Source organism: Streptomyces sp. NPDC127100, from assembly GCF_042724095.1.
Lineage (GTDB): Bacteria > Actinomycetota > Actinomycetes > Streptomycetales > Streptomycetaceae > Streptomyces.
Genome location: NZ_JBHXFL010000009.1, coordinates 56,309 through 79,577, shown reverse-complemented (window position 1 = coordinate 79,577; position 23,269 = coordinate 56,309). Strand labels below are relative to the sequence as shown.

Annotated in this window: 21 protein-coding genes; 8 read left to right on the top strand and 13 right to left on the bottom strand. The window is 74.7% G+C overall.

All coding sequences use genetic code 11. The features are described from left to right. Nucleotides 1–104: 104 nt before the first annotated feature. The 3 genes from ACFWJB_RS12320 to ACFWJB_RS12310 are packed head-to-tail and all read right to left on the bottom strand — an operon-like array spanning nucleotide 105 to nucleotide 1,699. Entirely contained in the window at nucleotides 105–962 is an 858-nt protein-coding gene (locus tag ACFWJB_RS12320) for a rod shape-determining protein (RefSeq protein ID WP_385459603.1), read from the bottom strand. Continuing rightward, the gene (locus tag ACFWJB_RS12315) at nucleotides 959–1,330 is read right to left on the bottom strand and encodes a TraR/DksA family transcriptional regulator (protein WP_385459605.1); all 372 of its coding nucleotides are present in this window, start codon (nucleotides 1,328–1,330) and stop codon (nucleotides 959–961) included. The genes ACFWJB_RS12320 and ACFWJB_RS12315 overlap by 4 nt, the downstream gene beginning before the upstream one ends. 45 nt (nucleotides 1,331–1,375) lie before the next feature. Next, the gene (locus ACFWJB_RS12310; protein WP_385459607.1) at nucleotides 1,376–1,699 is read right to left on the bottom strand and encodes a TraR/DksA C4-type zinc finger protein; all 324 of its coding nucleotides are present in this window, start codon (nucleotides 1,697–1,699) and stop codon (nucleotides 1,376–1,378) included. A 351-nt stretch (nucleotides 1,700–2,050) separates the two neighbouring features. On the opposite strand from ACFWJB_RS12310, the gene ACFWJB_RS12305 reads away from it, so the two are divergent. From ACFWJB_RS12305 to secD, 4 genes are all read left to right on the top strand, one after another. Further along, nucleotides 2,051–3,010, top strand: a complete 960-nt coding sequence (locus ACFWJB_RS12305) for a HAMP domain-containing sensor histidine kinase (protein WP_386921981.1) — start codon at nucleotides 2,051–2,053, stop codon at nucleotides 3,008–3,010. 2 nt (nucleotides 3,011–3,012) lie between these two features. Continuing rightward, nucleotides 3,013–3,726 carry a response regulator gene (locus ACFWJB_RS12300; RefSeq protein ID WP_385459611.1) on the top strand — a complete coding sequence of 238 codons (714 nt, stop codon included), beginning with the start codon at nucleotides 3,013–3,015 and terminating at the stop codon, nucleotides 3,724–3,726. Between the two features lie 104 nt (nucleotides 3,727–3,830). After that, on the top strand, nucleotides 3,831–4,391 hold the full coding sequence (locus ACFWJB_RS12295) for a hypothetical protein (protein WP_386921978.1): 561 nt from the start codon (nucleotides 3,831–3,833) through the stop codon (nucleotides 4,389–4,391). Between the two features lie 83 nt (nucleotides 4,392–4,474). Next, entirely contained in the window at nucleotides 4,475–6,850 is a 2,376-nt protein-coding gene (secD, locus tag ACFWJB_RS12290; RefSeq protein WP_386921976.1) for a protein translocase subunit SecD, read from the top strand. 34 nt (nucleotides 6,851–6,884) lie between these two features. Here secD and ACFWJB_RS12285 read toward each other — a convergent pair whose 3' ends face one another. Continuing rightward, on the bottom strand, nucleotides 6,885–7,661 hold the full coding sequence (locus tag ACFWJB_RS12285; RefSeq protein ID WP_385459617.1) for a GntR family transcriptional regulator: 777 nt from the start codon (nucleotides 7,659–7,661) through the stop codon (nucleotides 6,885–6,887). Between the two features lie 168 nt (nucleotides 7,662–7,829). On the opposite strand from ACFWJB_RS12285, the gene ACFWJB_RS12280 reads away from it, so the two are divergent. Beyond that, the gene (locus ACFWJB_RS12280; RefSeq protein ID WP_385459619.1) at nucleotides 7,830–8,675 is read left to right on the top strand and encodes a (2Fe-2S)-binding protein; all 846 of its coding nucleotides are present in this window, start codon (nucleotides 7,830–7,832) and stop codon (nucleotides 8,673–8,675) included. A 303-nt stretch (nucleotides 8,676–8,978) separates the two neighbouring features. Further along, nucleotides 8,979–10,031 carry a DUF2637 domain-containing protein gene (locus tag ACFWJB_RS12275; protein WP_385459621.1) on the top strand — a complete coding sequence of 351 codons (1,053 nt, stop codon included), beginning with the start codon at nucleotides 8,979–8,981 and terminating at the stop codon, nucleotides 10,029–10,031. 69 nt (nucleotides 10,032–10,100) lie between these two features. Here the strand turns inward: ACFWJB_RS12275 and ACFWJB_RS12270 are convergent, their stop codons facing one another. From ACFWJB_RS12270 to ACFWJB_RS12260, 3 genes are all read right to left on the bottom strand, one after another. Continuing rightward, nucleotides 10,101–10,484, bottom strand: a complete 384-nt coding sequence (locus tag ACFWJB_RS12270; protein WP_385459623.1) for an ATP-binding protein — start codon at nucleotides 10,482–10,484, stop codon at nucleotides 10,101–10,103. Nucleotides 10,485–10,616: 132 nt separating this feature from the next. After that, nucleotides 10,617–12,359, bottom strand: coding sequence for a pyruvate dehydrogenase (locus ACFWJB_RS12265; RefSeq protein WP_385459625.1), 1,743 nt, complete (start codon nucleotides 12,357–12,359; stop codon nucleotides 10,617–10,619). Nucleotides 12,360–12,386: 27 nt separating this feature from the next. Further along, on the bottom strand, nucleotides 12,387–13,877 hold the full coding sequence (locus tag ACFWJB_RS12260) for a protein phosphatase 2C domain-containing protein (RefSeq protein WP_386921973.1): 1,491 nt from the start codon (nucleotides 13,875–13,877) through the stop codon (nucleotides 12,387–12,389). Nucleotides 13,878–14,162: 285 nt separating this feature from the next. On the opposite strand from ACFWJB_RS12260, the gene ACFWJB_RS12255 reads away from it, so the two are divergent. Together ACFWJB_RS12255 and ACFWJB_RS12250 are read left to right on the top strand one after the other, a co-directional pair. Beyond that, complete coding sequence (locus ACFWJB_RS12255; protein WP_385459678.1) at nucleotides 14,163–15,146, top strand: helix-turn-helix domain-containing protein; 984 nt, start codon at nucleotides 14,163–14,165, stop codon at nucleotides 15,144–15,146. Between the two features lie 68 nt (nucleotides 15,147–15,214). Next, on the top strand, nucleotides 15,215–15,697 hold the full coding sequence (locus tag ACFWJB_RS12250) for a DUF456 domain-containing protein (protein WP_385459629.1): 483 nt from the start codon (nucleotides 15,215–15,217) through the stop codon (nucleotides 15,695–15,697). A gap of 84 nt (nucleotides 15,698–15,781) precedes the next feature. Here ACFWJB_RS12250 and ACFWJB_RS12245 read toward each other — a convergent pair whose 3' ends face one another. The 6 genes from ACFWJB_RS12245 to rsgA all read right to left on the bottom strand — a co-directional run bounded on the left by ACFWJB_RS12245 (nucleotide 15,782) and on the right by rsgA (nucleotide 22,870). Then, nucleotides 15,782–16,657: a geranyl diphosphate 2-C-methyltransferase gene (locus ACFWJB_RS12245; RefSeq protein WP_385459631.1), complete on the bottom strand. Its 876-nt coding sequence runs from the start codon at nucleotides 16,655–16,657 to the stop codon at nucleotides 15,782–15,784. A 15-nt stretch (nucleotides 16,658–16,672) separates the two neighbouring features. After that, nucleotides 16,673–17,995 (bottom strand): family 2 encapsulin nanocompartment cargo protein terpene cyclase, encoded by a 1,323-nt coding sequence (locus tag ACFWJB_RS12240; RefSeq protein ID WP_386921970.1) that lies wholly within the window; start codon nucleotides 17,993–17,995, stop codon nucleotides 16,673–16,675. A gap of 77 nt (nucleotides 17,996–18,072) precedes the next feature. Further along, on the bottom strand, nucleotides 18,073–19,488 hold the full coding sequence (locus ACFWJB_RS12235; protein ID WP_386921968.1) for a family 2B encapsulin nanocompartment shell protein: 1,416 nt from the start codon (nucleotides 19,486–19,488) through the stop codon (nucleotides 18,073–18,075). Between the two features lie 252 nt (nucleotides 19,489–19,740). Then, nucleotides 19,741–20,253, bottom strand: coding sequence for a methylated-DNA--[protein]-cysteine S-methyltransferase (locus ACFWJB_RS12230; protein WP_385459636.1), 513 nt, complete (start codon nucleotides 20,251–20,253; stop codon nucleotides 19,741–19,743). After that, nucleotides 20,250–21,722 carry a DNA-3-methyladenine glycosylase 2 family protein gene (locus ACFWJB_RS12225; protein ID WP_386921965.1) on the bottom strand — a complete coding sequence of 491 codons (1,473 nt, stop codon included), beginning with the start codon at nucleotides 21,720–21,722 and terminating at the stop codon, nucleotides 20,250–20,252. Before ACFWJB_RS12225 ends, ACFWJB_RS12230 begins: the two co-directional genes overlap by 4 nt. A 38-nt stretch (nucleotides 21,723–21,760) precedes the next feature. Beyond that, nucleotides 21,761–22,870 (bottom strand): ribosome small subunit-dependent GTPase A, encoded by a 1,110-nt coding sequence (rsgA, locus tag ACFWJB_RS12220; RefSeq protein ID WP_386921963.1) that lies wholly within the window; start codon nucleotides 22,868–22,870, stop codon nucleotides 21,761–21,763. Between the last annotated feature and the right edge of the window lie 399 nt (nucleotides 22,871–23,269).

The window sequence follows — 23,269 nt, the reverse complement described above, 5'->3', positions numbered from 1 at the left end:
GGGTCCGGGCAGCCGGAGGGGCCGTGGGTGCCGGTGGCCGGCCGCGACGGCGGGGGACGGGGGCGCCGCCGCGGCCGGCCCCGGCGGCGGGGCCGCGGCCGTGGTCAGTGGGTGCAGGAGTGCGGCGGGTCCGCCCCGGTGCCGGAGCCCGTGTCGGGGCCCGCGCCGGGGTCCGTGGACGGGTGGGCGTGAGCGGCCTCCAGGAGCCTCGCGGCGCCGCGGACCGCGGCGGTGTGCGGCGCCGGCACCGCCCGCAGGGGCGCGTGCAGCCGGGCGGTGAGCCGGCAGGTGATCTCGGGACGCAGGGCGCCCCCGCCGGCCAGCAGCGGTCCCCGGCCCAGGGCGTCCACGGTCAGGGACGTGCGGTCCTGGCGCAGCATCGACGTCACCATGTCGACCACCGCCTCCGCGATCAGCGTCGCCGGGGTGGCGGCGTCCAGGTCGCCCGTGCCCAGCGCGGTACGGCGCGCGTCGAAGACGGCGCCGTCCACCAGCAGCACCACCTCGGTGAGATGGGCGCCGAGGTCCACCACCAGCAGGGGGTGGGACAGGTCCGCCCCGGCCGCCAGCGCGACGGCCCGCGCGCTGGGGACGGTCAGCACACTGCGCGGACGCAGCACCTCCACCGCCGTACGGGCCTCGGTGCGGTAGGCGAACCCGTCCAGGACGGGCGCGGTCACCACGACCAGCGGACGGGTGAACCGGGGCAGGCGGTTGCCGAGCAGCCGGTCCAGCATCCGGGCCGTGCCCTCGGTGTCGACGATGGAGCCGCGCTGGATGGGATACACCGCGCCGGCGCCGGGGAAGGTCACCGTCGGCACGTCGAGGATCACGCCCCGCCCGGCGACCCAGGCACGGGTGCGGGCGCTGCCCATGTCGAGTGCGACGCCGCTGCACTGCCGGCACAGCGGCCACGGCCGGTGCCGGGACAGGGCGGCCCGGGGCCGCCGGACCACGGTCATCGTCCGGCCTCCCGCACCTGCTGGCAGCGCGCGCAGTAGCGGGCCTGCGGCACGATCATCAGACGCTCGCGGGCGATGGGACGCCGGCACAGGTGGCAGGAGCCGAAGCGGCCCTCGGCCATGCGGTCCAGCGCCGCCTCCACGTCGGCGAGCACCATGCGCGCGGAGGCCGCGAGCTGGACCCGCACCTCGGTCTGCGCGGCGGAGCGCCGCTCGAGCCGGTCGTCGGCGCGGGACGGGACGGCCGCGATCTGCCGCAACTGCTCCTCGCGGAACAGCCGCTGCTCGAGGAGGCTGTCCCGGAGCGCGGCGAGGTCCTCGGGCGACAGACGCGTGTCGTGGTCGCCGATGATCTGTTGATTCACCACTTCACCCCTCAGCAGGGCGGGAGACGAAAACTGGACGGACGGTGCTCAGGCGGCGGCGCGGCGCTGGCAGGCGACGCAGTACCGCGTGTAGGGGAGGATCTCCAGGCGCTCGCCCGGGACGGGCTTGGTGCAGCCCAGGCAGGTGCCGTAGGTGCCGTTCTCGACGCGCGCGAAGGCCTCCTCGATCTCCTTGAGCACCCGCTCGATGGCCGTCTTCTGCGCGGACATGAGCTGGTCGTCCTGGCTGCTCTCGCCGAGGGCCGTCAGCTGGGTCATGCGGGTGTTGCGCGCGTGCTCGAGGCGCTGGCGGGCCTCGTGAGCGGTCAGCCGCTCGGGGCGGGGTTCGATGCGGGAGGCGTCGAGCGACACGATGAGTCCTTCTCTCGGGAGTACGGCGGGTGCGGCTGCTCCTCGTGACCGCGGCGGGGCCGACGGCTCGAGGAAGTCCTGGTCAACCTCAACCCTGGCCGGACCGGCGGTGGTTTCCCATCGGGCGCAGGCCCCATTTGCCCGGGGGCGCAGCATCCACTCCACGGCGTCCGGGGGCGGCCGTATGGGTGCGGTGCACTCTGGAAATGGGGGTCGGACCCCATCGACCCGGCGGTTCGGAAGGAGCAGGCTGGGCCCAGGCTCGGTCGTGTCAAGGGCCGCAGCTCCGACCGGGGTGCGCGATGACCGAAAGTAGAGGCTTGCCACGTCGCAGAAGGAGGCGTACTCCCGGTGTCCCTGTTCTGGCGGATCTTCGGGCTCAACGCGGTGGTGCTGGGCTTTGCCACGGCACTGCTGCTGTGGGCCCCGGTGACCGTCTCCGTACCGGTCCTGCTCACCGAGGCCGCGGTGCTGGTGGGCGGCATGACCGTCATGCTGGTCGCCAACGGCGCCCTGCTGCGCTGGGGCCTGTCGCCGCTGGACCGGCTCACGAAGCTGATGACCACGGTCGACCTGCTGCGTCCCGGCCAACGGCTCCCGGTGTCCGGCGGCGGTGAGGTCCCCGAGCTGATCCGCACCTTCAACGCCATGCTCGACCGCCTGGAGCACGAGCGCGTCACCAGCAGCGCCCGTGTCCTGCTCGCCCAGGAGGCGGAGCGGCGCCGCATCGCGCAGGAGCTGCACGACGAGGTCGGGCAGAGCATGACCGCGATCCTGCTGGTGCTGGGGCGCGCGGCGGACGACGCCGACGAGCCGCTGCGCGGCGAACTGCACCAGGCGCAGGAGATCACCCGGGAGAGCCTGGACGAGGTCCGCCGCCTGGTGCGCCGGCTGCGCCCCGGGGTCCTGGACGACCTCGGCCTGATCAGCGCGCTGACCTCGCTCACGCACGACTTCGCCACCCACACCGGTCTGCGGGTCACCCGCCGTTTCGGGGCCGACCTGCCCGCCCTGGACCACGAGACGGAGCTGGTCCTCTACCGGGTCGCGCAGGAGAGCCTGACCAACGCCGCCCGCCACGCGGACGCCGAGCGCCTGGAGGTGAGTCTCGGCCGGGCCGACGGCGCGGTGGTCCTCGAGATCGCCGACGACGGCCGCGGCATCGAGGCGGCCTGCGAGGGCGCGGGCATCCGCGGCATGCGCGAACGGGCCCTGCTGATCGGGGCCGGCCTCGACATCACCTCGGCACCCGGGGCCGGCACCCGGATCCGGCTCACCGCACCCGTCCCCGCATCCAGGAAGCAGCCCTGACCATGTCCGACCCGTCCCTGCCCGCCGCGTCCGCACCCGTCGCGTCCGGGCCGCCCGCCGCCGATCCGTCCCGGATCCGCATCCTCCTCGCCGACGACCACGCGCTGGTACGCCGGGGTGTGCGCCTCATCCTCGACCGGGAGCCGGACCTCGAAGTGGTCGCCGAGGCCGGGGACGGCGCCGAGGCCATCGACATGGCCCGCGCCCACGCCGTGGACCTCGCCGTGCTGGACATCGCGATGCCGCGCCTGACGGGTCTCCAGGCGGCACGGGAGCTGTCCGCGCTGAAGCCGGGGCTGCGCATCCTGATGCTGACGATGCACGACAACGAGCAGTACCTGTTCCAGGCACTGAAGTCGGGTGCCTGCGGATACGTCCTGAAGTCCGTCGCCGACCGCGACCTGGTCGCCGCCTGCCGGGCCGCGATGCGCGACGAGCCGTTCCTCTACCCCGGCGCGGTCACCGCCCTGATCCGCAACTACCTCGACCGCGTCCGGCACGGCGAGGAGACCGCCGACCACATCCTGACCCCCCGTGAGGAGGAGGTCCTCAAGCTCGTCGCCGAGGGCCACTCGTCGAAGGAGATCGCCGAGATCCTCTTCATCAGCATCAAGACCGTCCAGCGGCACCGCGCGAACCTGCTGCAGAAGCTCGGCCTGCGCGACCGGCTGGAGCTGACCCGGTACGCCATCCGCGCCGGGCTCATCGAGCCCTGACCCCCGCCACCCCCTCCCCCGGACCGCCCGGGGCTCTGGCCGCCCACTCCCCGGCCGGAGCTCCGGGCTCACCCCCGCGCGCCCACCACGAAAGGGGACGGCGCATGCGCCCCGCACCCTGGACCCGGCACCCGGACGCCTCCGGGCCCGCGGAGTCCGGCGCGCGCTCCCCGGGACTCGGCCGGCGTGCGGGCGGAGTGCCGAGGGCCGCCCCGCGGCGTGCGGGCGGAGCACCGGGGCCCGCCGCTCGGCCGGCCCGTCCGGCGCGTCCCGGCGCCGGCGGCCGACGGCTCGCGGCGACGTTCACCGCGCTGCTGGCCGTCCTGCTGGTCCTTCTCCCGGCGTGGCCCGCGCCGGACGCCCGTGTCGCACCCGGCGGGCAGCTCCCGGTCCACTCGGTCACGGCCGTCCCCCACCCGGACGCCGGGTTCCACGACGACGACGGCTGCCCGGGCACCTGCGCCACCCAGGCCAGGCCCCGCCACGACCACCTGGGCGAACGCCCCCCGGTACCGGAACACCTCGCCGTCGCCGCACACGGGACCGGCGCCGTCCCGGCCGCCCACGGGCGACGGACCCCGGCGGCGCCCGGCTCCCCTGCCGTCTCCCCCGGCCGCACGCGCCACGACCGCGGGCGAGCGCCTCCCGCACCCTCCGGCACCTGACGCTCCCCTTCTTCCTGCTTTCCCTTCCTTCTTCCGCCGCGGCCGCGCAGGCCGCCGCCGCGGCGTGCCTGCCGGAGGCCCGTGTGAAACGTTCCCGTCCCCGACCCCGCTCCCGTTCCCGTGCGCAGTCGCGTTCGCTCCGCGTGCGTGCGCTGGTCGCCCTGGCCGTGATCGCCGTGTCGGTGGCCGTCGCCCTGACCCTGCCGGTCCGCCTCGGACTCGATCTGCGCGGCGGCACCCAGATCGTGCTGGAGACCAGATCCACGTCCACCGCCAAGGCCGACCGCGCGGCCACCGATCGCACCGTGGAGGTGCTGCGCGGCCGGATCGACGCGCTCGGGGTCGCCGAGCCGAGCATCGTCCGCTCCGGCGACAACCGTGTCGTCGTCGAACTGCCGGGTGTGCAGGACCCCGAGAAGGCGGCCGACGTGCTGGGCCGCACCGCACAGCTCACCGTCCACGCGGTGCTCGGCGCCGCCGAGACGCCGGGGGGCGGCACCGAGCGGCCCGCCGACGCCTCGAAGGAGCGGGTCCTGCCGGACGAGTCCGGCCAGTCGCTGCGGCTGGCGCCGGCCGGACTGACCGGTCAGGACGTCAAGGGCGCGGACGCCCGGTTCGACCAGCAGAACGGGGCCGGCTGGCACGTCACCGTGGACTTCAAGGACCGGGGCAGCGACCGGTGGGCCCGGGTGACCGGCGAGGCCGCCTGTCACCCGGCCGGTGACCCGCAGCGCCGGGTCGCCATCGTGCTCGACGACAAGATCATCTCCTCGCCGCAGGTCGACCCCTCGGTGGCCTGCGGGGCGGGCATCTCCGGCGGCTCGACGCAGATCACCGGCTCCTTCGACGACGCCGAGGCCCGCGAACTGGCCCTGCTCGTCAAGGGCGGCGCCCTGCCGGTGCCGGTGGACACGGTGGAGCAGCGCACCATCGGCGCCACCCTCGGCGACGCGGCCATCTCGGCCGGTGCCTGGGCCGCGGTCATCGGCACCGCGCTGACCGCGCTGTTCATCATCGTCGTCTACCGGCTCATGGGCGTCCTCGCCACCCTGGCCCTGCTCTGCTACGGCGTCATCTCCTACGCCGCCCTGGCCGCGGTCGGCGCGACCCTGACCCTGCCCGGCCTCGCCGGTTTCGTCCTGGCGATCGGCATGGCGGTGGACGCCAACGTCCTGGTGTTCGAACGGGCGCGGGAGGAGCAGGCCCTGCGGACCCGGCCGAGTACGCGTTCGGCGCTGACGACCGGTTTCCGCAGCGCCTTCAGCGCGATCGCCGACTCCAACATCACCACGCTCATCGCCGCCGCCCTGCTGTTCTTCCTGGCCTCCGGTCCGGTCAAGGGCTTCGGCGTCACCCTGGGCATCGGTGTCCTCGCCTCGATGGTCAGCGCGCTGGTGATCACCCGGGTGCTCGCCGAGTTCGCCGTGAGCCGCCCGTCGGTGCGCCGCCGCCCGCACCTCACGGGCATCTCCACCACCGGCCCGGTCCGCGACGCCCTGCTGCGCCGCGACCCCTTCCTGATGCGCCGGCCGCGCCGCTGGCTGGCCGCCTCCGGCATCGTCCTGGTGCTGGCCGGCTCCGGCATCGTGGCCCGCGGCCTCGACTTCGGCATCGAGTTCACCGGCGGACGGCTCATCGAGTACACGACGGCGACCGAGGTCGATCCCGACCGGGCCCGCACCGCGCTCGCCGACGCGGGCTTCCCGCGGGCGGTCGTGCAGTCCTCCGGCGACAACGGCCTCACGGTGCGCACCGAGGAGCTGACCGACGCGGAGGCGGCCACCGTCACCGAGACGGTCGGCGGGCTCGGCGGTGAGACCGAGAAGGTCCGCGACGAGCTGATCGGCCCCAGTCTCGGCGAGGAGCTGCGCCGGGACGCCCTCATCGCCCTGGGTCTGGCCCTCGGCGCCCAGCTGCTGTACCTGGCCGCCCGCTTCCGGTGGCTGTTCGGCACCGCGGCCGTGGGGGCGCTGGCGCACGACGTGGTCATCCTGGTCGGGGTGTTCGCCTGGCTCGGCAAGCCCATCGACGGGGTGTTCCTGGCGGCGCTGCTGACCGTCATCGGCTACTCGGTCAACGACTCGGTGGTCCTGTTCGACCGGGTCCGCGAACTGCTCGGGAAGGACCGCAGGACACCGTTCGCCCGGCTCGCGAACCAGGCGATCCTGCAGACGCTGCCGCGCACGGTCAACACCGGCATGGGCGCGGTGCTGATCCTCGCCGCGCTGGCGGTGCTCGCCCAGGACTCGCTCACCGACTTCGCCGTCGCCCTGCTGATCGGCGTGGTCGTCGGAACGTACTCGTCGGTGTTCACCGCCGCCCCGCTCGCCGTGGAGCTGTACGGCCGCGGGACCGGGCGGCGCGCCTCGCGCGGCGCGGGCGGGACCGGCGGGAGGCCGGCGGCGCGGCAGCGCACGCGGGAGCAGGAGACCCGGGAGGTGTCGCAGGAGGTCCCGTGACGGGTCGCGGGAGGACCGCGGGGGCGGGCCCGGCTCAGGGGGTGGCGGCGAAGTGTCCCGCCACCAGGGCCCGCACCGCGTCCTGGTCGCCGGCGATCAGCGCGTCCAGCAGCGCCGTGTGCTCGTGCGCGTCGGCGATCAGGTCGGCCCGGCCCCGCGTCGCGGGGTCGCCGGCCGGCGGCCACTGGGCGCGGCGGTGCAGGTCGCCGGCGATCCGGACGAGCTGGTCGTTGCCGGCGAGCGCGAGCAGCTCGCGGTGGAAGACGCGGTCGGACTCGGCGTAGGTCGCCGGGCATCCGGAGGACGCGGCCCGGACGGTGGCCTCGGCGACGGGGCGCAGCCGGGCCCACCGCTCGGCGGGCACGGTGCGGGCCAGCCGCAGCAGGACCGGGACCTCGAGCAGGGCCCGGACCTCGGCGAGCTCGGCCAGTTCCCGGGCGCCCCGCTCGACGACGCGGAATCCGCGGTTGGGGACGACCTCGACGGCGCCCTCCAGCGCGAGCTGCTGCATGGCCTCGCGCACGGGGGTGGCGGAGACACCGAACCGTTCGCCGAGCACGGGGGCCGAGTGGACCTCGCCGGGGCGCAGCTCCCCGGCGGCCAGTGCGGCGCGCAGGGCGTCGAGGACCTGCCCGCGCACGGAGGATCGCCGCACGAGGGCGCGGGGCCGGTCGAGGGGGCGTTCGCCGTGCGTGTGCTCGCCGCGCGCGCTCCCGCCCGGGTCCGGAGCGCCGTCCCGTTCCCGGGCCGCGGCGCCGGGCTGGGCGGGCACCCGGACCTGCCCGGCGGAGCCGGGTGTGCTCTGCTCCACGGGTCCTCCTCCGGGGCGTGCCGGTACTCGGGGTCATTACGGCGGGTCGCCGTCCGGTCCGTCAAGCACCCTACGTCCACCACCCGCCCCTTCCCCTGCCGAGGATCTTGGGTAAGGTAAGGCTTACCTCAAGCAATCCGTTGCCCTGACGTGGATCGGTGGTCCCGCATGCCTGTCTCCCACCCGGCCGTCGCGGACTCCTACGCCCGCCTGTCCGAGGTCCTGCCGGGACTGGGCATCACCGCGCCGGACGCCGGGGAGGAGCTGCCCGGCGGGGGCGGTTGGGTCGCCGCCGCCTCACTCGCGGCCGGCGGGGCGGAGCTGGAGGCGTTCCTCGCCTGGGACGACGCCCAGGTGGTGCGCGACTACGGGCAGCGGGCCCGGCCCGACGTGGTCGCGAGCTTCGGACTGCACCGGTACGCCTGGCCGGCCTGTCTGCTGATCACGGTGCCGTGGTTCCTGCACCGCAGGGTGCCCCGCTACCCGGCCGCGCACGTCGCCTTCGACCGCACCGCCGCGGGACTGCCGCTGGGCCGCATGGCCGTGCGGCCCAGCGGCTTCGCCTGCCTGCCCGGCGACCCCGCCGCCGCCCTGCCCGGCGCCCGGGTGGTCGCCGACGAGGAGGCGCTGCGGGCCGAGGTGCGGGCCGCGGTCGCCGAACACCTGGAGCCGGTGCTGGCGGGGTTCGGGCCGCGCATGCGCCGCCGCGGGCGGGCCCTGTGGGGCATGGCGACCGACGAGGTCGTCGAGGGCCTCTGGTACGTCGCCCACCTGTTCGGCGAGCAGGAACGGGCACGCGAGGAACTGGAGCTGCTGCTGCCGGGGGCGACCAAGCCGTACGTCGGCAAGGCCGCGTTCCGGGAGCTGACCGGACCGGACGGCGAACCGCTGCACACCCGGGACCGGGCGAGCTGCTGCATGTTCTACACGCTGCGCCCCGAGGACACGTGCGCCACCTGCCCGCGCACCTGCGACGCGGACCGCGTCAACAAGCTGCTCGCCACCGCCGGTTGAGCCGCCCGCGGTACGACGGCCCGGCGCCGCTCCGCTAAGATCACCCGGGCCGGTTCCCGCGACGTCCGCACGACGTTTCACAACTTCCCCACCTGTCGCGGGAACTTTCCGCGGAGCCACCCGTACGGGTATCCTTATTCGAACTCAACTCCCGTCCCTCAAGCGGCAGTTCGAGCAGATCGCCGTCCCCGGGCATCCCCCCTCACTCCCTCGGCGGCCTCTTGCCCCGAAACCCCCTGAGGGCTGCCGGGTTTGGGCCACCATGGCGGGCGTTACGCCCTATCCCAAGGCAAGGGACCCCAGATGAGATTGACCGACATATCGCTGAACTGGCTGCTTCCGGGCGCCGTGCTGCTCCTGGGCATGCTGGCGGCGGTGGCGGTGCTCGCGCGCGGCAAGCGCTCCTCGGGGAAGGACGCGGGCGCGGACGACTCGTGGGAGCGTGCCGAGGAGCGCCGCAGGCGCAAGGAGGCCCTCTACGGCACCTTCTCCTACGTGCTGCTCTTCTGCTGCGCCGCGGTCGCCGCGGCCCTCTCCTTCCACGGACTGGTCGGCTTCGGCGAGCAGAACCTCGGCCTGAGCGACGGCTGGCAGTACCTGGTCCCGTTCGGCCTCGACGGGGCGGCGATGTTCTGCTCCGTGCTCGCGGTGCGCGAGGCCAGCCACGGTGACGCGGCGCTCGGCTCCCGGATACTCGTGTGGGCCTTCGCGTTCGCCGCCGCCTGGTTCAACTGGGTGCACGCACCCCGGGGCCTGGGTCACGCGGGCGCCCCGCACTTCTTCGCGGGCATGTCCCTGTCGGCGGCGGTGCTGTTCGACCGGGCGCTGAAGCAGACCCGCCGGGCCGCGCTGCGCGAGCAGGGCCTGGTGCCGCGTCCGCTGCCGCAGATCCGCATGGTCCGCTGGCTGCGGGCCCCCCGGGAGACCTACCGCGCCTGGTCGCTGATGCTCCTCGAGGGCGTGCGCAGCCTGGACGAGGCCGTCGAGGAAGTGCGCGACGACCGGCGCCAGAAGGAGGAGACCCGCCAGCGGCGTCGCGAGCAGGAGCGCCTGGAGCGGGCCCAGTTGAAGGCGATCAGCCGGGGCCACGGCCACCGGGGTTTCCCCGGCCGCGGCGGCCGGCAGGTCGAGGTGGACGTCCAGCAGGTGGAGCGCGGCTCCGAGCGAGCAGCCGCGGAGCCTGCCATATCCACTCCGGAGCAGCTGCCCGTACGCCAGCTTCCCTCGCTGCAGCCCGTGCGCAGCGGAGCTGACCCGCTCACCGTCGACCTCACCGCGGAGGACGACACCCAGGCCCTGCCGCGCCTGGACTCCCTGGAGCGCAAGCTCAAGGACCTGGAGCAGCAGTTCGGCTAGGACGCCATGGGCGGCCCGGGCCGCCGCACCGCCGCAGGGGCGTGACCGCGTGTCGCGCCCCTGCGGCGTTCACGCGGCCGCCGCGCCCAGCTCGAACCAGACCGCCTTGCCCCCGTCGTGCGCCCGCACGCCCCACGCGTCCGCCAGGGACCGCACCAGCACCAGGCCCCTGCCGTGGGTGCTCTCGTCCGGTGCCGGGGCGCGCTGCCGGGGCAGCCGGGCGGCGCGGTCCCGTACCTCCACCCGCAGCCCGCGCTCGGAGACCGTGGCGGTCAGCAGCGCGTCGTCGTCGGTGTGCACGAGCGCGTTGGTGACGAGCTCGCTGGTGAGCAGCTCCGCGACCTCCGACTGTCCCGGTTCGCCCCAGTGCCGCAGCAGCTCGCGCAGCGCCCGGCGGGCCTCGGGCACCGCCCGCAGATCCGCCCGGCCCAGACTGCGCCTGAGCTGCGGCACCGTCTTCCTTTCCGTGTCCCCCGTCGGCGTGCCGATGTCATTTCCCCTTCTACTGATCGAACACGTTCACGGGGGAATCCTTGCCCGATGGGCGCCCGGGCAGTCATGTCGATCCAGCGGCCGGCCCCGCGCCTACGGCCGCGGCACGTTGCGCAGGTTCGACCGGGCCATCTGGAGCATCCGGCCCACCCCGCCGTCCAGGACGATCTTCGAGGCGGACAGGGCGAAGCCGGTGACCATGTCGGCGCTGATCTTCGGCGGGATGGACAGGGCGTTGGGGTCGGTGACGACGTCTACCAGGGCGGGGCCCTTGTGCTTGAAGGCCGCCTTCAGCGCCCCGGCCAGCTCCTTCGGCTTCTCCACCCGCACCCCGAAGGCACCGCAGGCCTCGGCGACGGCGGCGAAGTCGGGGTTGCGGTTGGCCACGCCGTGCGAGGGCAGGCCCGCCACCAGCATCTCCAGTTCGACCATGCCGAGTGAGGAGTTGTTGAACACGACGACCTTCACCGGCAGGTCCTGCTGGACGAGGGTGAGGAAGTCGCCCATCAGCATGGTGAACCCGCCGTCGCCGGACATCGAGACGACCTGCCGGCGCCGGTCGGGGAGCTGGGCGCCGATCGCCATCGGCAGCGCGTTGGCCATCGAGCCGTGCGAGAAGGAGCCGATGATGCGGCGCCGGCCGTTGGGCGAGATGTAGCGGGCGGCCCAGACGTTGCACATGCCGGTGTCGACGGTGAAGACCGCGTCGTCGTCGGCGACCTCGTCCAGCACGGCGGCGACGTACTCGGGATGGATCGGCACGTGCTTGTCGACCTTGCGGGTGTACGCCTTGACGACGCCCTCCAGCGCGTCCGCGTGCTTCTTCAGCATCCGGTCGAGGAAGCGGCGGTTCGTCTTCTCCTTCACCCGGGGGATCAGACAGCGCAGGGTCTCCCGCGCGTCGCCCCACACCGCGAGGTCCAGCTTGGACCGCCGGCCGAGGTTCTCCGGCCGCACGTCGATCTGGGCGATCCGCACGTCGTCGGGCAGGAAGGCGTTGTACGGGAAGTCGGTGCCGATCAGGAGCAGCAGGTCGCACTCCTGGGTGGCCTCGTAGGCGGCGCCGTACCCGAGCAGCCCGCTCATGCCGACGTCGTACGGGTTGTCGTACTGGATCCACTCCTTGCCGCGCAGCGCGTGGCCCACGGGCGCCTTGATCCGGCCGGCGAACTCCATGACCTCGGCGTGGGCACCCGCCGTGCCGCTGCCGCAGAACAGGGTGACCTTGTCGGCGTCGTCGATCAGCCGCACCAGCCGGTCGATCTCCTCGTCGCCGGGGCGGACGGTCGGCCGCGAGGTGACCAGGGCGGTCTCGACGGCCTTCTCCGGGGCGGGCTGCCCGGCGACGTCGCCGGGCAGGGAGACCACGCTGACGCCGGAGCGGCCGATGGCGTGCTGGACGGCGGTGTGCAGCAGCCGGGGCATCTGCTGGGGACTGGAGATCAGCTCGCAGTAGTGACTGCACTCGCGGAACAACTGCTCGGGGTGGGTCTCCTGGAAGTAGCCGAGGCCGATCTCGCTGGACGGGATCTGCGAGGCGAGGGCGAGGACCGGGGCCATGGAGCGGTGGGCGTCGTACAGCCCGTTGATGAGGTGGAGGTTGCCGGGGCCGCAGGAGCCCGCGCAGGCGGTCAGCTTCCCGGTGATCTGGGCCTCCGCGCCGGCGGCGAAGGCGGCGGTCTCCTCGTGCCGCACGTGCACCCAGTCGATGCCCGGATGGCGGCGCACCGCGTCCACGATCGGGTTGAGGCTGTCGCCCACGACTCCGTAGAGGCGTTCCACTCCGGCACGGGTGAGGATGTCGACGAACTGTTCCGCGACGTTCTGTTTGGCCATGGGTCCATGGAGGCACAGCGCGCGGCGTCACGCCTCCCAAACGGCGGCGGCCGTACGGTCGTCGGCGTAGCCCTCGACCCCGGCCCCGCTGTCGGCGAGGAACGCGGCGAGGCCGGGCGGTTCCGCGTCGGCCCATCGCCGCGCGAGGAGTTCGCCCAGCTCGCGCTCGCCGCGCAGCGGCTCGGCCAGGCCCGTGCTGCACATCAGCAGCACGTCACCCGGCCGGGCTACGGAGGCACGGAAGCGGAACGGCTCGCGGGACGGCTCGCCGGGCCCCGTGGCGTGGGGGCCGGCCGGAGCGGTGACGCCCAGGTCCATGGTGAGCCGGTCGCCGTGGGGCGTCTGGCTCGGCGGAGAGCCGAAGCCGACGACGGGGTCGCCGGTGACCTCGCCGGAGCGCGGTTCGAGGTCCTGCCAGACGCCGTCGCGCAACCGGAACAGTCCGCCCGCCCCGACGCCGAAGAACACGCGGGTGCGGCACCCGGGGGCGGCGGGCAGCAGCAGGCAGCGCAGGCTGGCCGCGTACTCGTGCGGGGCGAGGCCCTGTTCGGCGGCCTCGCCCCGGAGCCGTCCGAGACTGCGGTCGGTGAGACGGTGCAGGCCGGACTTCAGGTCGCCGCGCCGGGCGGCGTGCAGGTCCTCGGCGAGGCGGGCGTGGCTGCGGCCGACGGCCCGGCCGATCCACCGGCAGACCTGGGCGGCGGCACGGTGCGTCCCGGCCGTCGCCCGGGCGCCGGTGGCCATCGCCACCAGGACCAGTGCCTGCTCCCCCGCGCCGAACCGGGCGACCAGCAGTGCGTCGCGGCGCGGGTCGCCCCGGTGGCGCGCGGCGTCTCCCCGCGTGGAGACGGCCCGCAGCGTGCAGGCTCCGTACCGGGCGCCCTCCAGCACGGTGTCCGCCACCAGGCCGTCCAGCGCGTCGGGGTCGGCGGGCGGCAGCGCGGCGGGCTCGGCCTCGTAGGTGGGTGGTCCCGAGCCGACGTGACCCGGGGCGGGCGCGGGCGCGTCGGAGGCGGCCCGGGGCACGCGGTTCGCGTCGTCGCGGGGCGGTCGCGCCCGCGGCGGGAGCGAGGGGAGGAACTGGGGCGGGGGCGGCGGGAGGGCGGAGGCGGCGTCCGGAGGCGGTGGCGGCGGGACCTCCGGGTCGGGCAGGTCCCGCGGCGGCCCCGCGGCGCTGAGACCCCCACCGGGCCGGGAGTCCGTCGCGGCGCCGTCCGCGCCGGTCGCCCCGGCCGCGGCGCCGGTACGGGGGCCGGGGACGCTCCGCTGCCCGCGGTGGCCGCGCGGTTCCGGGACGTCCCGGCGTTCCGGTGCCGCCCACCAGGGCGGCCGGTCGTCGGCCGGGGGCTCCCCGCCCGGGTCCCCCTCGGGCCGGCCCACCGTCCCCGCCGCCGAGGCGTACCGGTCGTCCAGGGAATCGGGCGCGGCCGTGGGACCGGTGTCGCCGGTGGAGTCGTCGTACAGCTGCCCCCACCAGTCGTCCTCGGGACCGGTGGGCCTTCCCCCCTGCTGGCTCATGCTCCCGATTGTCCACCGATGGGGCCGGATGAAAACGGGGCATCGGCAAATTCCGCCGGGCCGTCGTGCGCCGGAGGGAGTGTCGCGTGACGGAGTCGAACGGTGGGGCGGACGGGGTGGCCGGGCGGCCCCACCCCCCACGGGAGGACCGCCCGGCGACGCCACCTTGGCAGAGTGCCCGGCGGTACGGCGATGATGTCCGGAGGCGGGTTTGTGCCGTGGCTGTTTTCCGCCATGGGCCGGCACGGCAGAATGCAGGTGATCTTCGGGGAGGGGCGGCGCCTGATGCTGGGAGTGCTGGGGCTGGAGGACACGCACGAGTCGGCCTACCGGGCGCTGGTGTCCGTGGGGGCGGCCGACGTGCCCGATCTGGCACGGAGACTGGCGCTCGGCGAGCAGGACACGGAGCGCGCGCTGCGGCGGCTGGAACAGAACGGTCTGGTGGCCCAGTCCTCGGCCCGGCCCGGCCGCTGGGTCGCCGCGCCGCCGGGCGTGGCGCTGGGCGCGCTGCTCACCCAGCAGCGGCACGAGCTGGACCGGGCGGAGGTGGCGGCGGCGCTGCTGGCCGAGGAGTACCGGGTGGCGGCGGGCGAACCGGCGGTGCACGACCTGGTCGAGGTGGTGATCGGCGCGGCGGCGGTGGCGCGGCGCTTCCTGCAGCTCCAGCTCGGTGCGAGCGAGGAGGTGTGCGCGCTGGTCACCGGCAGGCCCGTCGCCGTCACGGGCATGGAGAACGACGCGGAGGAGCAGGCCACCGAGCGCGGGGTCCGCTACCGGGTGGTGGTCGAACGGTCGGTCCTGGACGCGCCGACCGGCATCACCGAGCTCACCGCCGCGCTGGGCCGTGACGAGCAGGTGCGGGTGGTGGACCGGGTGCCGACCAAGCTGGTGATCGCCGACCGGGCACTCGCCCTGGTGCCGCTCACCGCGCACTCCGCGGAACCGGCCGCGCTGGTCGTGCACGCCAGCGGGCTGCTGGAGCTGTTGTCGGGCCTGTTCGACTCGGTGTGGCGGGAGGCGCTGCCGCTGCGGCTCGGCGCGGCGGGTGTGACGGAGCACGGTCCCGACGGACCCGACGGCACCGATCTGGAGATACTCTCCCTGCTGCTGGCCGGCCTGACCGACGCGAGCGTCGCCAAGCAGCTCGACCTGGGGCTGCGGACGGTGCAGCGCCGGGTCAAGCGGCTGATGGAGCTGACCGGGGTGACGACCCGGCTGCAACTGGGCTGGCACGCGTACGAGCGGGGCTGGGTGTCCCGGACCCGCTGACGGGCCCGCGCGGAACGCGCTCGGCGCGCAGATCTGCGGACCGGGCGGACCTCCTGCACCCTGGACAGATGGGAGCGTGGGACCTCCTGCTGTCCGGCCTGGTCATTCTGCTCGGGCTGTGCGGCGTGCTGCTGCCCGGCATGCCGGGGTCCTGGCTGGTGTGGGCCGGGGTCCTGTGGTGGTCGCTGAAGGATCCGCAGCCGGTCTCCTGGTTCGTCCTGGTGGGTTCGACGGCCGTGCTGCTGCTGTCTCGGGCGGTGCGCTGGACGCTGCCCGCCCGCTCGCCGCGCTCGGACGAGGTCACCCACCGCATGGCCGCGTACGCGGGTGCCGGGGCGTTCCTCGGCTTCGTGCTGATCCCCGTGATCGGGGCGGTCCCCGGCTTCATGGGCGGCATCTACCTGGCCGAACGGCTGCGGCTGGGCCGGCACGGCGAGGCGGTGGCGGCCCTGCGGACCGCGATGCGCTCGGGCGGCGCGAGCGTGCTGACGGAGCTGTTCGCCTGCCTGCTGGTGACCGGCGCGTGGCTCGGGGCGGTGCTGGCCGGCTAGGTGCCTCGCGCCGGCCGGCGCCGGGCTGGCCGCACCTCGCGGGGCCGGGTCCGGCGGTGGGGACCCGGCCCCGCGAGGCCGGGCTCACACCCGGTCGGCCGCGATCAGGACGTACTGGAAGGAGCCGTCGCGGTACGACTCGATGAACGCCTCCTCGATGCCGGTGACCAGCGAGGACGTGGCCCGCAGCTCCCAGTAGGGCAGCGTGTCGGGGGTGAGGTCGACGATGGTGTGCGGCACCAGCCGGTTGTCGGCCATGGCGCGCAGGTACTCGCGCCGGGAGTGGATGTTGCACTCGAAGTGGGCGTTGATCTGGGAGACCCACTTCGACGGCTGGCCGTAGCGGGGGTTCCAGCAGCCGGTGATCGTCACGTACCGGCCGCCGACCTTCAGGAAGCGGGAGTGCTCGGCGAACAGGTCGTGGAGGTCGACGTACATGGTCGACTCGTTGTTCCACGAGGCGGTGACGCTGCCCTTGTCGAAGGGGGTGTCGAGCATGTTGCACACACGGGAGCGGACGCGGTCCGCGATCCGCAGTTCCCGCGCGCGCCTGTTGCCGAAGTCGGCCTGGGCGGCGGACAGGGTGACGCCCTCGACCCTGCAGCCGAAGCGGCGGTGGGCCATGACCATGGACCCGCCGCGCCCGCAGCCGGCGTCGACGAGGGTGTCGTCGGGACCGACGGGCCCGAGGTGGTCCATGAGGTATTCCGCCTGTGCCGACTCCAGCCGGTGCAGCTCCGCGACGAGCTTCTTCTCGTACTCGCTGTGCCCCGGGTCGCCGAGCGCTGCCCGGTCCACGGCGCCGATGCCGTAGTGGTGGTGGTAGAGCCCGTCCACGTCACCGAGGCGGAGGTTGACCGGCCGCGCCTCGTCGTTCCAGTAGCGGGCGATGTCCCCCTGGTACGGCGTCGCCGGGGCCGGGATCTTCGCGGTGGCGGTGGGGGTGGTCTCAGTGGTCACAGATACGTCCGTTCTCTACCAGAAGTCGGGCAGGCTGTAGCGGTAGGTGTTGGTGCGGTGCCAGTCGTGGTTGCCGTCGACCCAGGCGGCCACGCCCCGGAGGAAGCGCAGCACGGGGGGCAGGGGGCAGGCCTCGGCGAGGCCGGCCGCGGCGGCCTCGAAGGCGTGCTGGAGTTCGTTGTGGACCTCGACGGCCTTCAGGTAGGCGTCGCGCTCGGAGAGCTGCTCGCGTTCCGCGATCACCACCGGCAGGTTCAGGTGACGGCCGGGGCTGTCGAGTTCCTTGGTGTACGAGTAGAGGTCGTTGACGATGGTGGTGGCGTTGCCGGCGAGGGCGATGACCCGTTGCATGTCCGGCCGGGCGTGCAGGTCCGCGGGCAGTTCGTAGCCGCCGACGGTGTCGGTGATCGTGGGGCAGGGGCGGAAGTTGTTGAACTGGCGCATCGCCAGGTACTCCCACACCTCCGGGACGTGACCGGTCTGTGCCCAGGCGGCCTCGGCGAGGTAGCCCAGGTGCAGCCGGGCCATGTCGTGCCGGTAGCGGTCGGTCTGGGAGGGGCTCGCCGCGCGGACGAAGTAGTCCATCGCGCTGCGGTACGCCCGGCGCGGGGCGTCCGAGGTGAGCGACTCCCGCCAGGCCGGCGCGTACTCCCCGGTGGTGTGGAAGGGGTCGATCGCGGTGTGCGCGAGGAGGAGGCGCCCGCCGAGACCGACGGGTGAGCCGCCGTGGTCCTCGCAGTAGCAGTCGTCCACCGCGTTCTCCGCGACCATCAGCCGGGTCGCGAGCATCAGGTGGTCGACCGTCGGTGCGTCGGGGTGGCAGGCCACCATGTAGCGGCCGACGGAGAAGCCGTCGAACTGCCCCTCCCACTCCTCGGGATAGAGCTGCACCTCGTCCTCGGCCCAGCGTTTGATCCGCCGGCTCACCTCCTCGACGCGCACGGGGTCGGGCTCCGGGACGGGGTGGTGGTAGAGACCGGGGACGGCTCGCCCGGCGGCGGACGGCGCGGGTGCCGGGGGCGCCGATGCCGGAAGCCGGGCTCCGTAGCCGCCGATCGGGGTGGGCGGGGCCGTGCCCGGTCCGGCGCCCCGCAGGATCCGCCGGAGGGCGGAGCCGTCCGCGGTGGCGTGCGGTGTGTCCGGTACGGCGGGGGCGGGCATCGGGGGCGTGGGCGGGCCGGGGACGGTGACCGGCGGGTGCAGTGCCGCCAGGAAGCCGGGGACGCCCGGCGTGGCCGGAGGGGCCGGAGGCAGCGGTGCGGCGGCGTCCGGCACGGCCGTGGGCGGCGTCGGCGGGCGTTCGGGAGGGCTTGCTCCGAGGGGCCCGGAGTCGGGCATCGACGGCTCCTTGCTGCGGTGAGGGCTCCGTGGTGCGTGGGGGTGCGTCGGGTGTCGGCCCGCGGCGGGCCGGGGCGTCAGCGCGGCCCGGGGGCGATCTGCACGTTCTCCATCACGCCGAGGGCGTCGGGCAGCAGCACCGCGGCGGAGTAGTAGGTGCTGACGAGGTAGGAGACGACCGCCTGCTCGTTGATGCCCATGAAGCGCACGGAGAGGCCCGGCTCGTACTCGTCCGGCAGGCCGGTCGGCCGCAGGCCGACGACGCCCTGGTTCTCCTCGCCGGTGCGCATCGCGATGATGGAGCTGGTCTGCTCCCTGCTGACCGGGATCTTGTTGCAGGGCAGGATGGGGACCCCGCGCCAGGCGGGGACGGACTGCCCGCCGAGGTCGACGTGGTCCGGGTGGAGACCGTGGGAGTTGAGTCCGCGCCCGATGGCGGCGATGGTCCTGGGGTGGGCGAGGAACACCTTGGTGCCGCGCCGGCGGCAGAGCAGTTCGTCCATGTCGTCCGGGGTCGGGGGGCCGGAGCGGGGCTGGATGCGCTGCTTGAAGTCGACGTTGTGCAGCAGCCCGAACTCCCGGTTGTTGACGAGCTCGTGCTCCTGACGCTCGCGCAGGGCCTCGATGGTGAGCCTGAGTTGCTCCTCGCTCTGGTTCATCGGGCCGTTGTAGAGGTCGGCGACCCGGGTGTGGACCCTCAGCACGGTCTGCGCGACGGAGAGCTCGTACTCGCGCGGCTCGAGTTCGTAGTCGACGAAGGTGCCCGGCAGGTCGGCCTCGCCCACGTGGCCGGCCGACAGGGCGATCTCGGCCTCACCGTGCTTGTTCTGCCGCCGCCGCGCGCGGGAGCCGGCCTCGTCGACGTGGGCCCCGAGGTGGGGCGCGGAGGCCCGGACCGCGGCGAAGTCGGCACGGGAGAGGGTGAGGAGGGTGCCGGCCGTCTCGGCGGTGACCGTGCAGTCGTGGCGGGCGTCGGGGTCCGTCAGGGCGCTCTCGCCGAAGTGGTCGCCGTCGGCGAGCACCCCGACGGCGATCTCCCCGCCGTACTTGCCCTCGGAGGTGCGGCCGACCCGGCCGTGGGCGATCAGGTGGATGCCGTCCGCGGGGCCGCCGCGTTCGGCGAGGACCTCGCCCGCCGCGAAGTCGCGCTGGGTGCAGCGGTCGGCGAGGGCGGTCAGGACGTCCGTGTCCTCGAATCCGCGCAGGAGCGCCAGCTCGGTGAGCTCCAGGGGGATCACCCGGACCCTGGCGCCCTCCTGGACGAACTCGACGCGCCCGTCGCCGACGGTGTGGCGCAACCGCCGGTTGACCCGGTAGGTGCCGCCCTCGGCCTCGACCCAGGGCAGTGTCCGCAGCAGCCAGCGGGAGGTGATCTCCTGCATCTGCGGGGCGGACTTGGTGGTGGTGGCGAGGTTGCGGGCGGCGGCGGTGCTCAGGGACTGCTGCGGCGCGCCGGACGCGGTCCGGGCTTCCGGGATGCTGTCGAGGGACATCGAGGGGCTTTCTCCTTGCACGGCGGGGCGTCCGGCGCACACGGGTGCGCCGGCCGGGAGACAGGGAGGGGTGGGCAACGGTGGAGGGATCACGGGAATCCCTCCACGTGCCGAAGCTAGCCCCTGGACCGGCCCCGTCCGCCGGGGAGACGAGATGCTTACCTCGAAGCAGTGACAGTCAGTTGAATGCGGTTTATCGGCCCGCCGTACGGCATCGCGGACATTCCCGCCCGGACCCGCGCCGGCCGGCGGTTACGGAACCCGGAGCCGGACGCCCTCCAGGGTGAGCAGCCGCGTCTTGCGGTCCAGGCCGCCCGCGTACCCGGTCAGGGAGCCGTCGGCGCCGATCACGCGGTGGCAGGGGCGCAGGATCAGCAGGGGGTTCGCGCCGATCGCACCGCCGACGGCGCGCACCGCGGGGCGGGGTGCGCCGATGCGCGCGGCGATCTCGCCGTACGTCGTGGTCGTCCCGCGGGGCACGGTGTCCAGGGCGGCCCACACGCGCTCCCGGAAGGCGGTGCCCTCGGCGCGCAGCGGCAGCCGGAACTCCACCGGCTCCCCGGCGAAGTAGGCGGCGAGCTGCGCCGCGGCCTCCCGGAACGGCCCGGCGTCGTGCCGCCAGCCGTCCTGGACGCTGCGGCCGCCCTTCTGCCCGGGCACGGACAGGGAGGTGATCGCCCCGTCCGGGCCGGCGGTGAGCAGGAGCCTGCCGACGGGGCTGTCGAGTTCGCTCCAGTACGTGACGGAGGTGGCCGTCGTGGTCATTGCTGCTCCCACTCTCCTGCTGCGCGCAGGTGGTTCAGTGCGTACGAGCGCCAGGGGCGCCAGGTGTCGGGGACGGCGGGGCCGGGCGGGGCGACGTCGGGGTCGCCGAGGGCGCGGGTGCGGATGACGGCGGCCGTACGGGCGTCCACCCCGGGCACGGCGAGCAGCGCGTGCTCGGCGTCGTCCCGGTCGGCGCCCGGGTCCAGGCGCACGGCGCCGTCGGCGAGGGCGGCGGCGAGGGCACCGGGGGCGCCGTGCGGCTCGGCCCCGGCGAGGACGGCCGGTTCCGGGAAGAGGTGGGTCAGGGCGCCGCAGGGCGCGTCGAGTGCCTTGCCGTACCGCTGGACCAGCCGCTCGGCCTCCGTCCGTCCCACGAGGGCGCGCACGGCGAGTTCGTCGGGGTCGGCGGTGCCCGGTGAGCGCAGACCGGGGCGGGCGGCGACCAGCGGGGCGAGCCGGGCATCGGCGCCGAGCCGCTCGTCGACGGCGTAGGGGTCGGCGTCGAGGTCGAACAGCCGTCGCAGCCGCTGCACGGAGGTGGTCAGGTCGCGCAGGTCGGTGAGGTGCAGGCGGGCGTCCAGCCAGCCGCCGCTGCCGGTCCCCGGGCGGCCGGGCCGTTCCTCGACGGCGACGATCCCGGTGCCGTAGGGCAGGCGCAGGGTGCGCCGGTAGACGCGGCGGCCGGGCGGGCCGCTCACCTCCTCGATCCCGGCGACCGCCTCGCGCTGGAGCAGGTCGAAGACGGGTCCGGCGCGGTAGGGGCCGCGGTGGGCGAGCCGCAGCGGGATGCCGGCGGACGGGGTGGCCGCCCGGGTGGCCCGGTCGCGGGCCGGGGCGGCGGCGCGGACGCCGCTCGGGGTGGCCGCGTACACGGCCCTGATCGTGTCGTTGAACTGGCGGACGCTGGCGAATCCCGAGGCGAAGGCGATCTCGGTGACGGGCAGGCCGGTGGTCTGGAGCAGGACGCGCGCGGTGTGTGCCCGCTGGGCGCGGGCCAGGGCCACGGGTCCGGCGCCGAGCTCGGCGGTGAGCTGGCGCTGGACCTGGCGGGCGCTGTAGCCCAGCCGGCCGGCGAGTCCGGCGACGCCCTCGCGGTCGACGACGCCGTCGCCGATGAGCCGCATGGCCCGGCCGACGACGTCGGCGCGCACGTTCCAGTCGGCCGAGCCCGGAACGGCGTCCGGGCGGCACCGCCGGCAGGCCCGGAAACCGGAGCCCTGCGCGGCGGCGGCCGTCGCGAAGAACCGCACGTTGCGCCGCTTCGGCGTGACGGCCGGGCAGCTCGGCCGGCAGTAGATGCCGGTGGTCTCGACGGCGAAGAAGAACGCCCCGTCGAACCGGGCGTCCCGGCTGCGGACGGCCTCGTACCGGCTGTCCTCGTCCGGGAGGTTTTCGGGGTGCCTCGGGTTCTCCGTCACACCGTCCAGTCTCCGCCAGTCCGGCGGGCCGGGCTGGCGGAAATCGGACATCGCGCGGGAGGCCGTGGCGCGGGGCCGTGCGGGGGCCGCTACCGGGCGCGTCCCCGCTTGGCCTCCATCGCCGCCTTCCCGATGGCGCCGCGGCGCTTCCACTCCTTGCGGATCTCGGCCCGCAGCCGGGCGTCGGTCTTGGCGACGATGCGCTGGTTCTCCCGCAGCAGTTTGCGGTAGCTCTCCAGCCGCCGCTCGGACAGCTCGCCGCCGTCGACGGCGGCGAGGACGGCGCAGCCCGGCTCGCTCTCGTGGGCGCAGTCGTGGAACCGGCACCGCCGCGCCAGCTCCTCGATCTCGGCGAAGACCTGTCCGACCCCGTCGCCGGCGTCCCAGAGCCCGACGCCCCGCAGCCCCGGGGTGTCGATCAGCACTCCCCCGCCGGGCAGGGCGAGGAGGTTGCGGGTGGTGGTGGTGTGGCGTCCCTTGCCGTCGACGTCCCGGATGGCCCGGACGTCCATGACGTCCTCGCCGAGCAGCGCGTTGGCGAGGGTGGACTTGCCCGCGCCGGACTGTCCGAGGAGCACGGCAGTGCCGCCGGCGACGACGGCGGCGAGGACGTCGAGTCCCTCGCCGTGCGCGGCGCTGACGGACAGCACCGGCACGCCCGGCGCGGTCGTCTCGACGTCCTGGACGAGGTACGCCAGGGTCGCCGGGTCGGTGACCAGGTCGGCCTTGGTGAGGACGACCACGGGCTGTGCCCCGGACTCCCAGGCGAGCGCGAGGAACCGTTCGATCCGGGCGAGGTCGAGCTCGGCGGCCAGCGACACGGCGACCACGGCGTGGTCGACGTTGGCCGCGAGGATCTGGCCCTCGGACCGCTTGGAGGAGGTGGAGCGCACGAAGGCGGTGCGGCGCGGCAGGTACGTGCGGACGTAGCGCGGGTTGCCGTCGGGTTCGACGGCGACCCAGTCACCGGTGCAGACGACGCGCAGCGGGTCGTGCGGGGTGACGAACGCGGTGTCGGCGCGCAGTACTCCGTCGGCGGTGACGACGTCGCACTGGCCGCGGTCGACCCGGACCACGCGGCCGGGCAGCAGCCCTTCGGCCGCGTGGGGGGCGAACGCGTCGGCCCAGTCCTCGTCCCAGCCGTAGGGAGCCAGGGCGGAGTGGGCGGAGAAAGCGGAGAAAGCGGACGTGGAAGTCAAGGGTGACCCTTCGAAGGGTGGCCCCGGCGGCCGCGCGCACCGGTGCGGTGCGGGCGCGGCGGAGAAATGAGGTGAGGTCAGCCGGCGGCCAGGGAGGTGGAGTGGACGGACTCGTGGGTGCGGCAAGCACCCGTCACAGACACGGCCATCGGTCACACCTCCGTCCTCGCTCGAGCCGACCGCGGCAGCCGATCGGCGCCGCGTGTTCACGCCGCAACCATAGAGGGGCACGCCCTCCGGGCGCCATCGCTTTTCCGCTTCGCAGTGAAGGGCGCCGTGCACGAGGTCGCGCGCACCACGGTCCCCACCCCGGCTGGACGATGGGGACGTGTGCGGGGGGCCGGGCCGGGGGGGGGGGGGCGGTCTCCGGCAGCGCCAGGGTCAGGGCGAAGGCCAGGA

What these genes read in the sequence shown, in the direction of transcription:
- ACFWJB_RS12320 (WP_385459603.1), bottom strand. Translation starts at nt 962, where the DNA reads ATGACCGTGGTCCGGCGGCCCCGGGCCGCCCTGTCCCGGCACCGGCCG.
- ACFWJB_RS12300 (WP_385459611.1), top strand. Translation starts at nt 3,013, where the DNA reads ATGTCCGACCCGTCCCTGCCCGCCGCGTCCGCACCCGTCGCGTCCGGG.
- ACFWJB_RS12295 (WP_386921978.1), top strand. Translation starts at nt 3,831, where the DNA reads ATGCGCCCCGCACCCTGGACCCGGCACCCGGACGCCTCCGGGCCCGCG.
- ACFWJB_RS12280 (WP_385459619.1), top strand. Translation starts at nt 7,830, where the DNA reads ATGCCTGTCTCCCACCCGGCCGTCGCGGACTCCTACGCCCGCCTGTCC.
- ACFWJB_RS12275 (WP_385459621.1), top strand. Translation starts at nt 8,979, where the DNA reads ATGAGATTGACCGACATATCGCTGAACTGGCTGCTTCCGGGCGCCGTG.
- ACFWJB_RS12265 (WP_385459625.1), bottom strand. Translation starts at nt 12,359, where the DNA reads ATGGCCAAACAGAACGTCGCGGAACAGTTCGTCGACATCCTCACCCGT.
- ACFWJB_RS12260 (WP_386921973.1), bottom strand. Translation starts at nt 13,877, where the DNA reads ATGAGCCAGCAGGGGGGAAGGCCCACCGGTCCCGAGGACGACTGGTGG.
- ACFWJB_RS12255 (WP_385459678.1), top strand. Translation starts at nt 14,163, where the DNA reads ATGCTGGGAGTGCTGGGGCTGGAGGACACGCACGAGTCGGCCTACCGG.
- ACFWJB_RS12250 (WP_385459629.1), top strand. Translation starts at nt 15,215, where the DNA reads ATGGGAGCGTGGGACCTCCTGCTGTCCGGCCTGGTCATTCTGCTCGGG.
- ACFWJB_RS12240 (WP_386921970.1), bottom strand. Translation starts at nt 17,995, where the DNA reads ATGCCCGACTCCGGGCCCCTCGGAGCAAGCCCTCCCGAACGCCCGCCG.
- ACFWJB_RS12235 (WP_386921968.1), bottom strand. Translation starts at nt 19,488, where the DNA reads ATGTCCCTCGACAGCATCCCGGAAGCCCGGACCGCGTCCGGCGCGCCG.
- ACFWJB_RS12230 (WP_385459636.1), bottom strand. Translation starts at nt 20,253, where the DNA reads ATGACCACGACGGCCACCTCCGTCACGTACTGGAGCGAACTCGACAGC.
- ACFWJB_RS12225 (WP_386921965.1), bottom strand. Translation starts at nt 21,722, where the DNA reads ATGTCCGATTTCCGCCAGCCCGGCCCGCCGGACTGGCGGAGACTGGAC.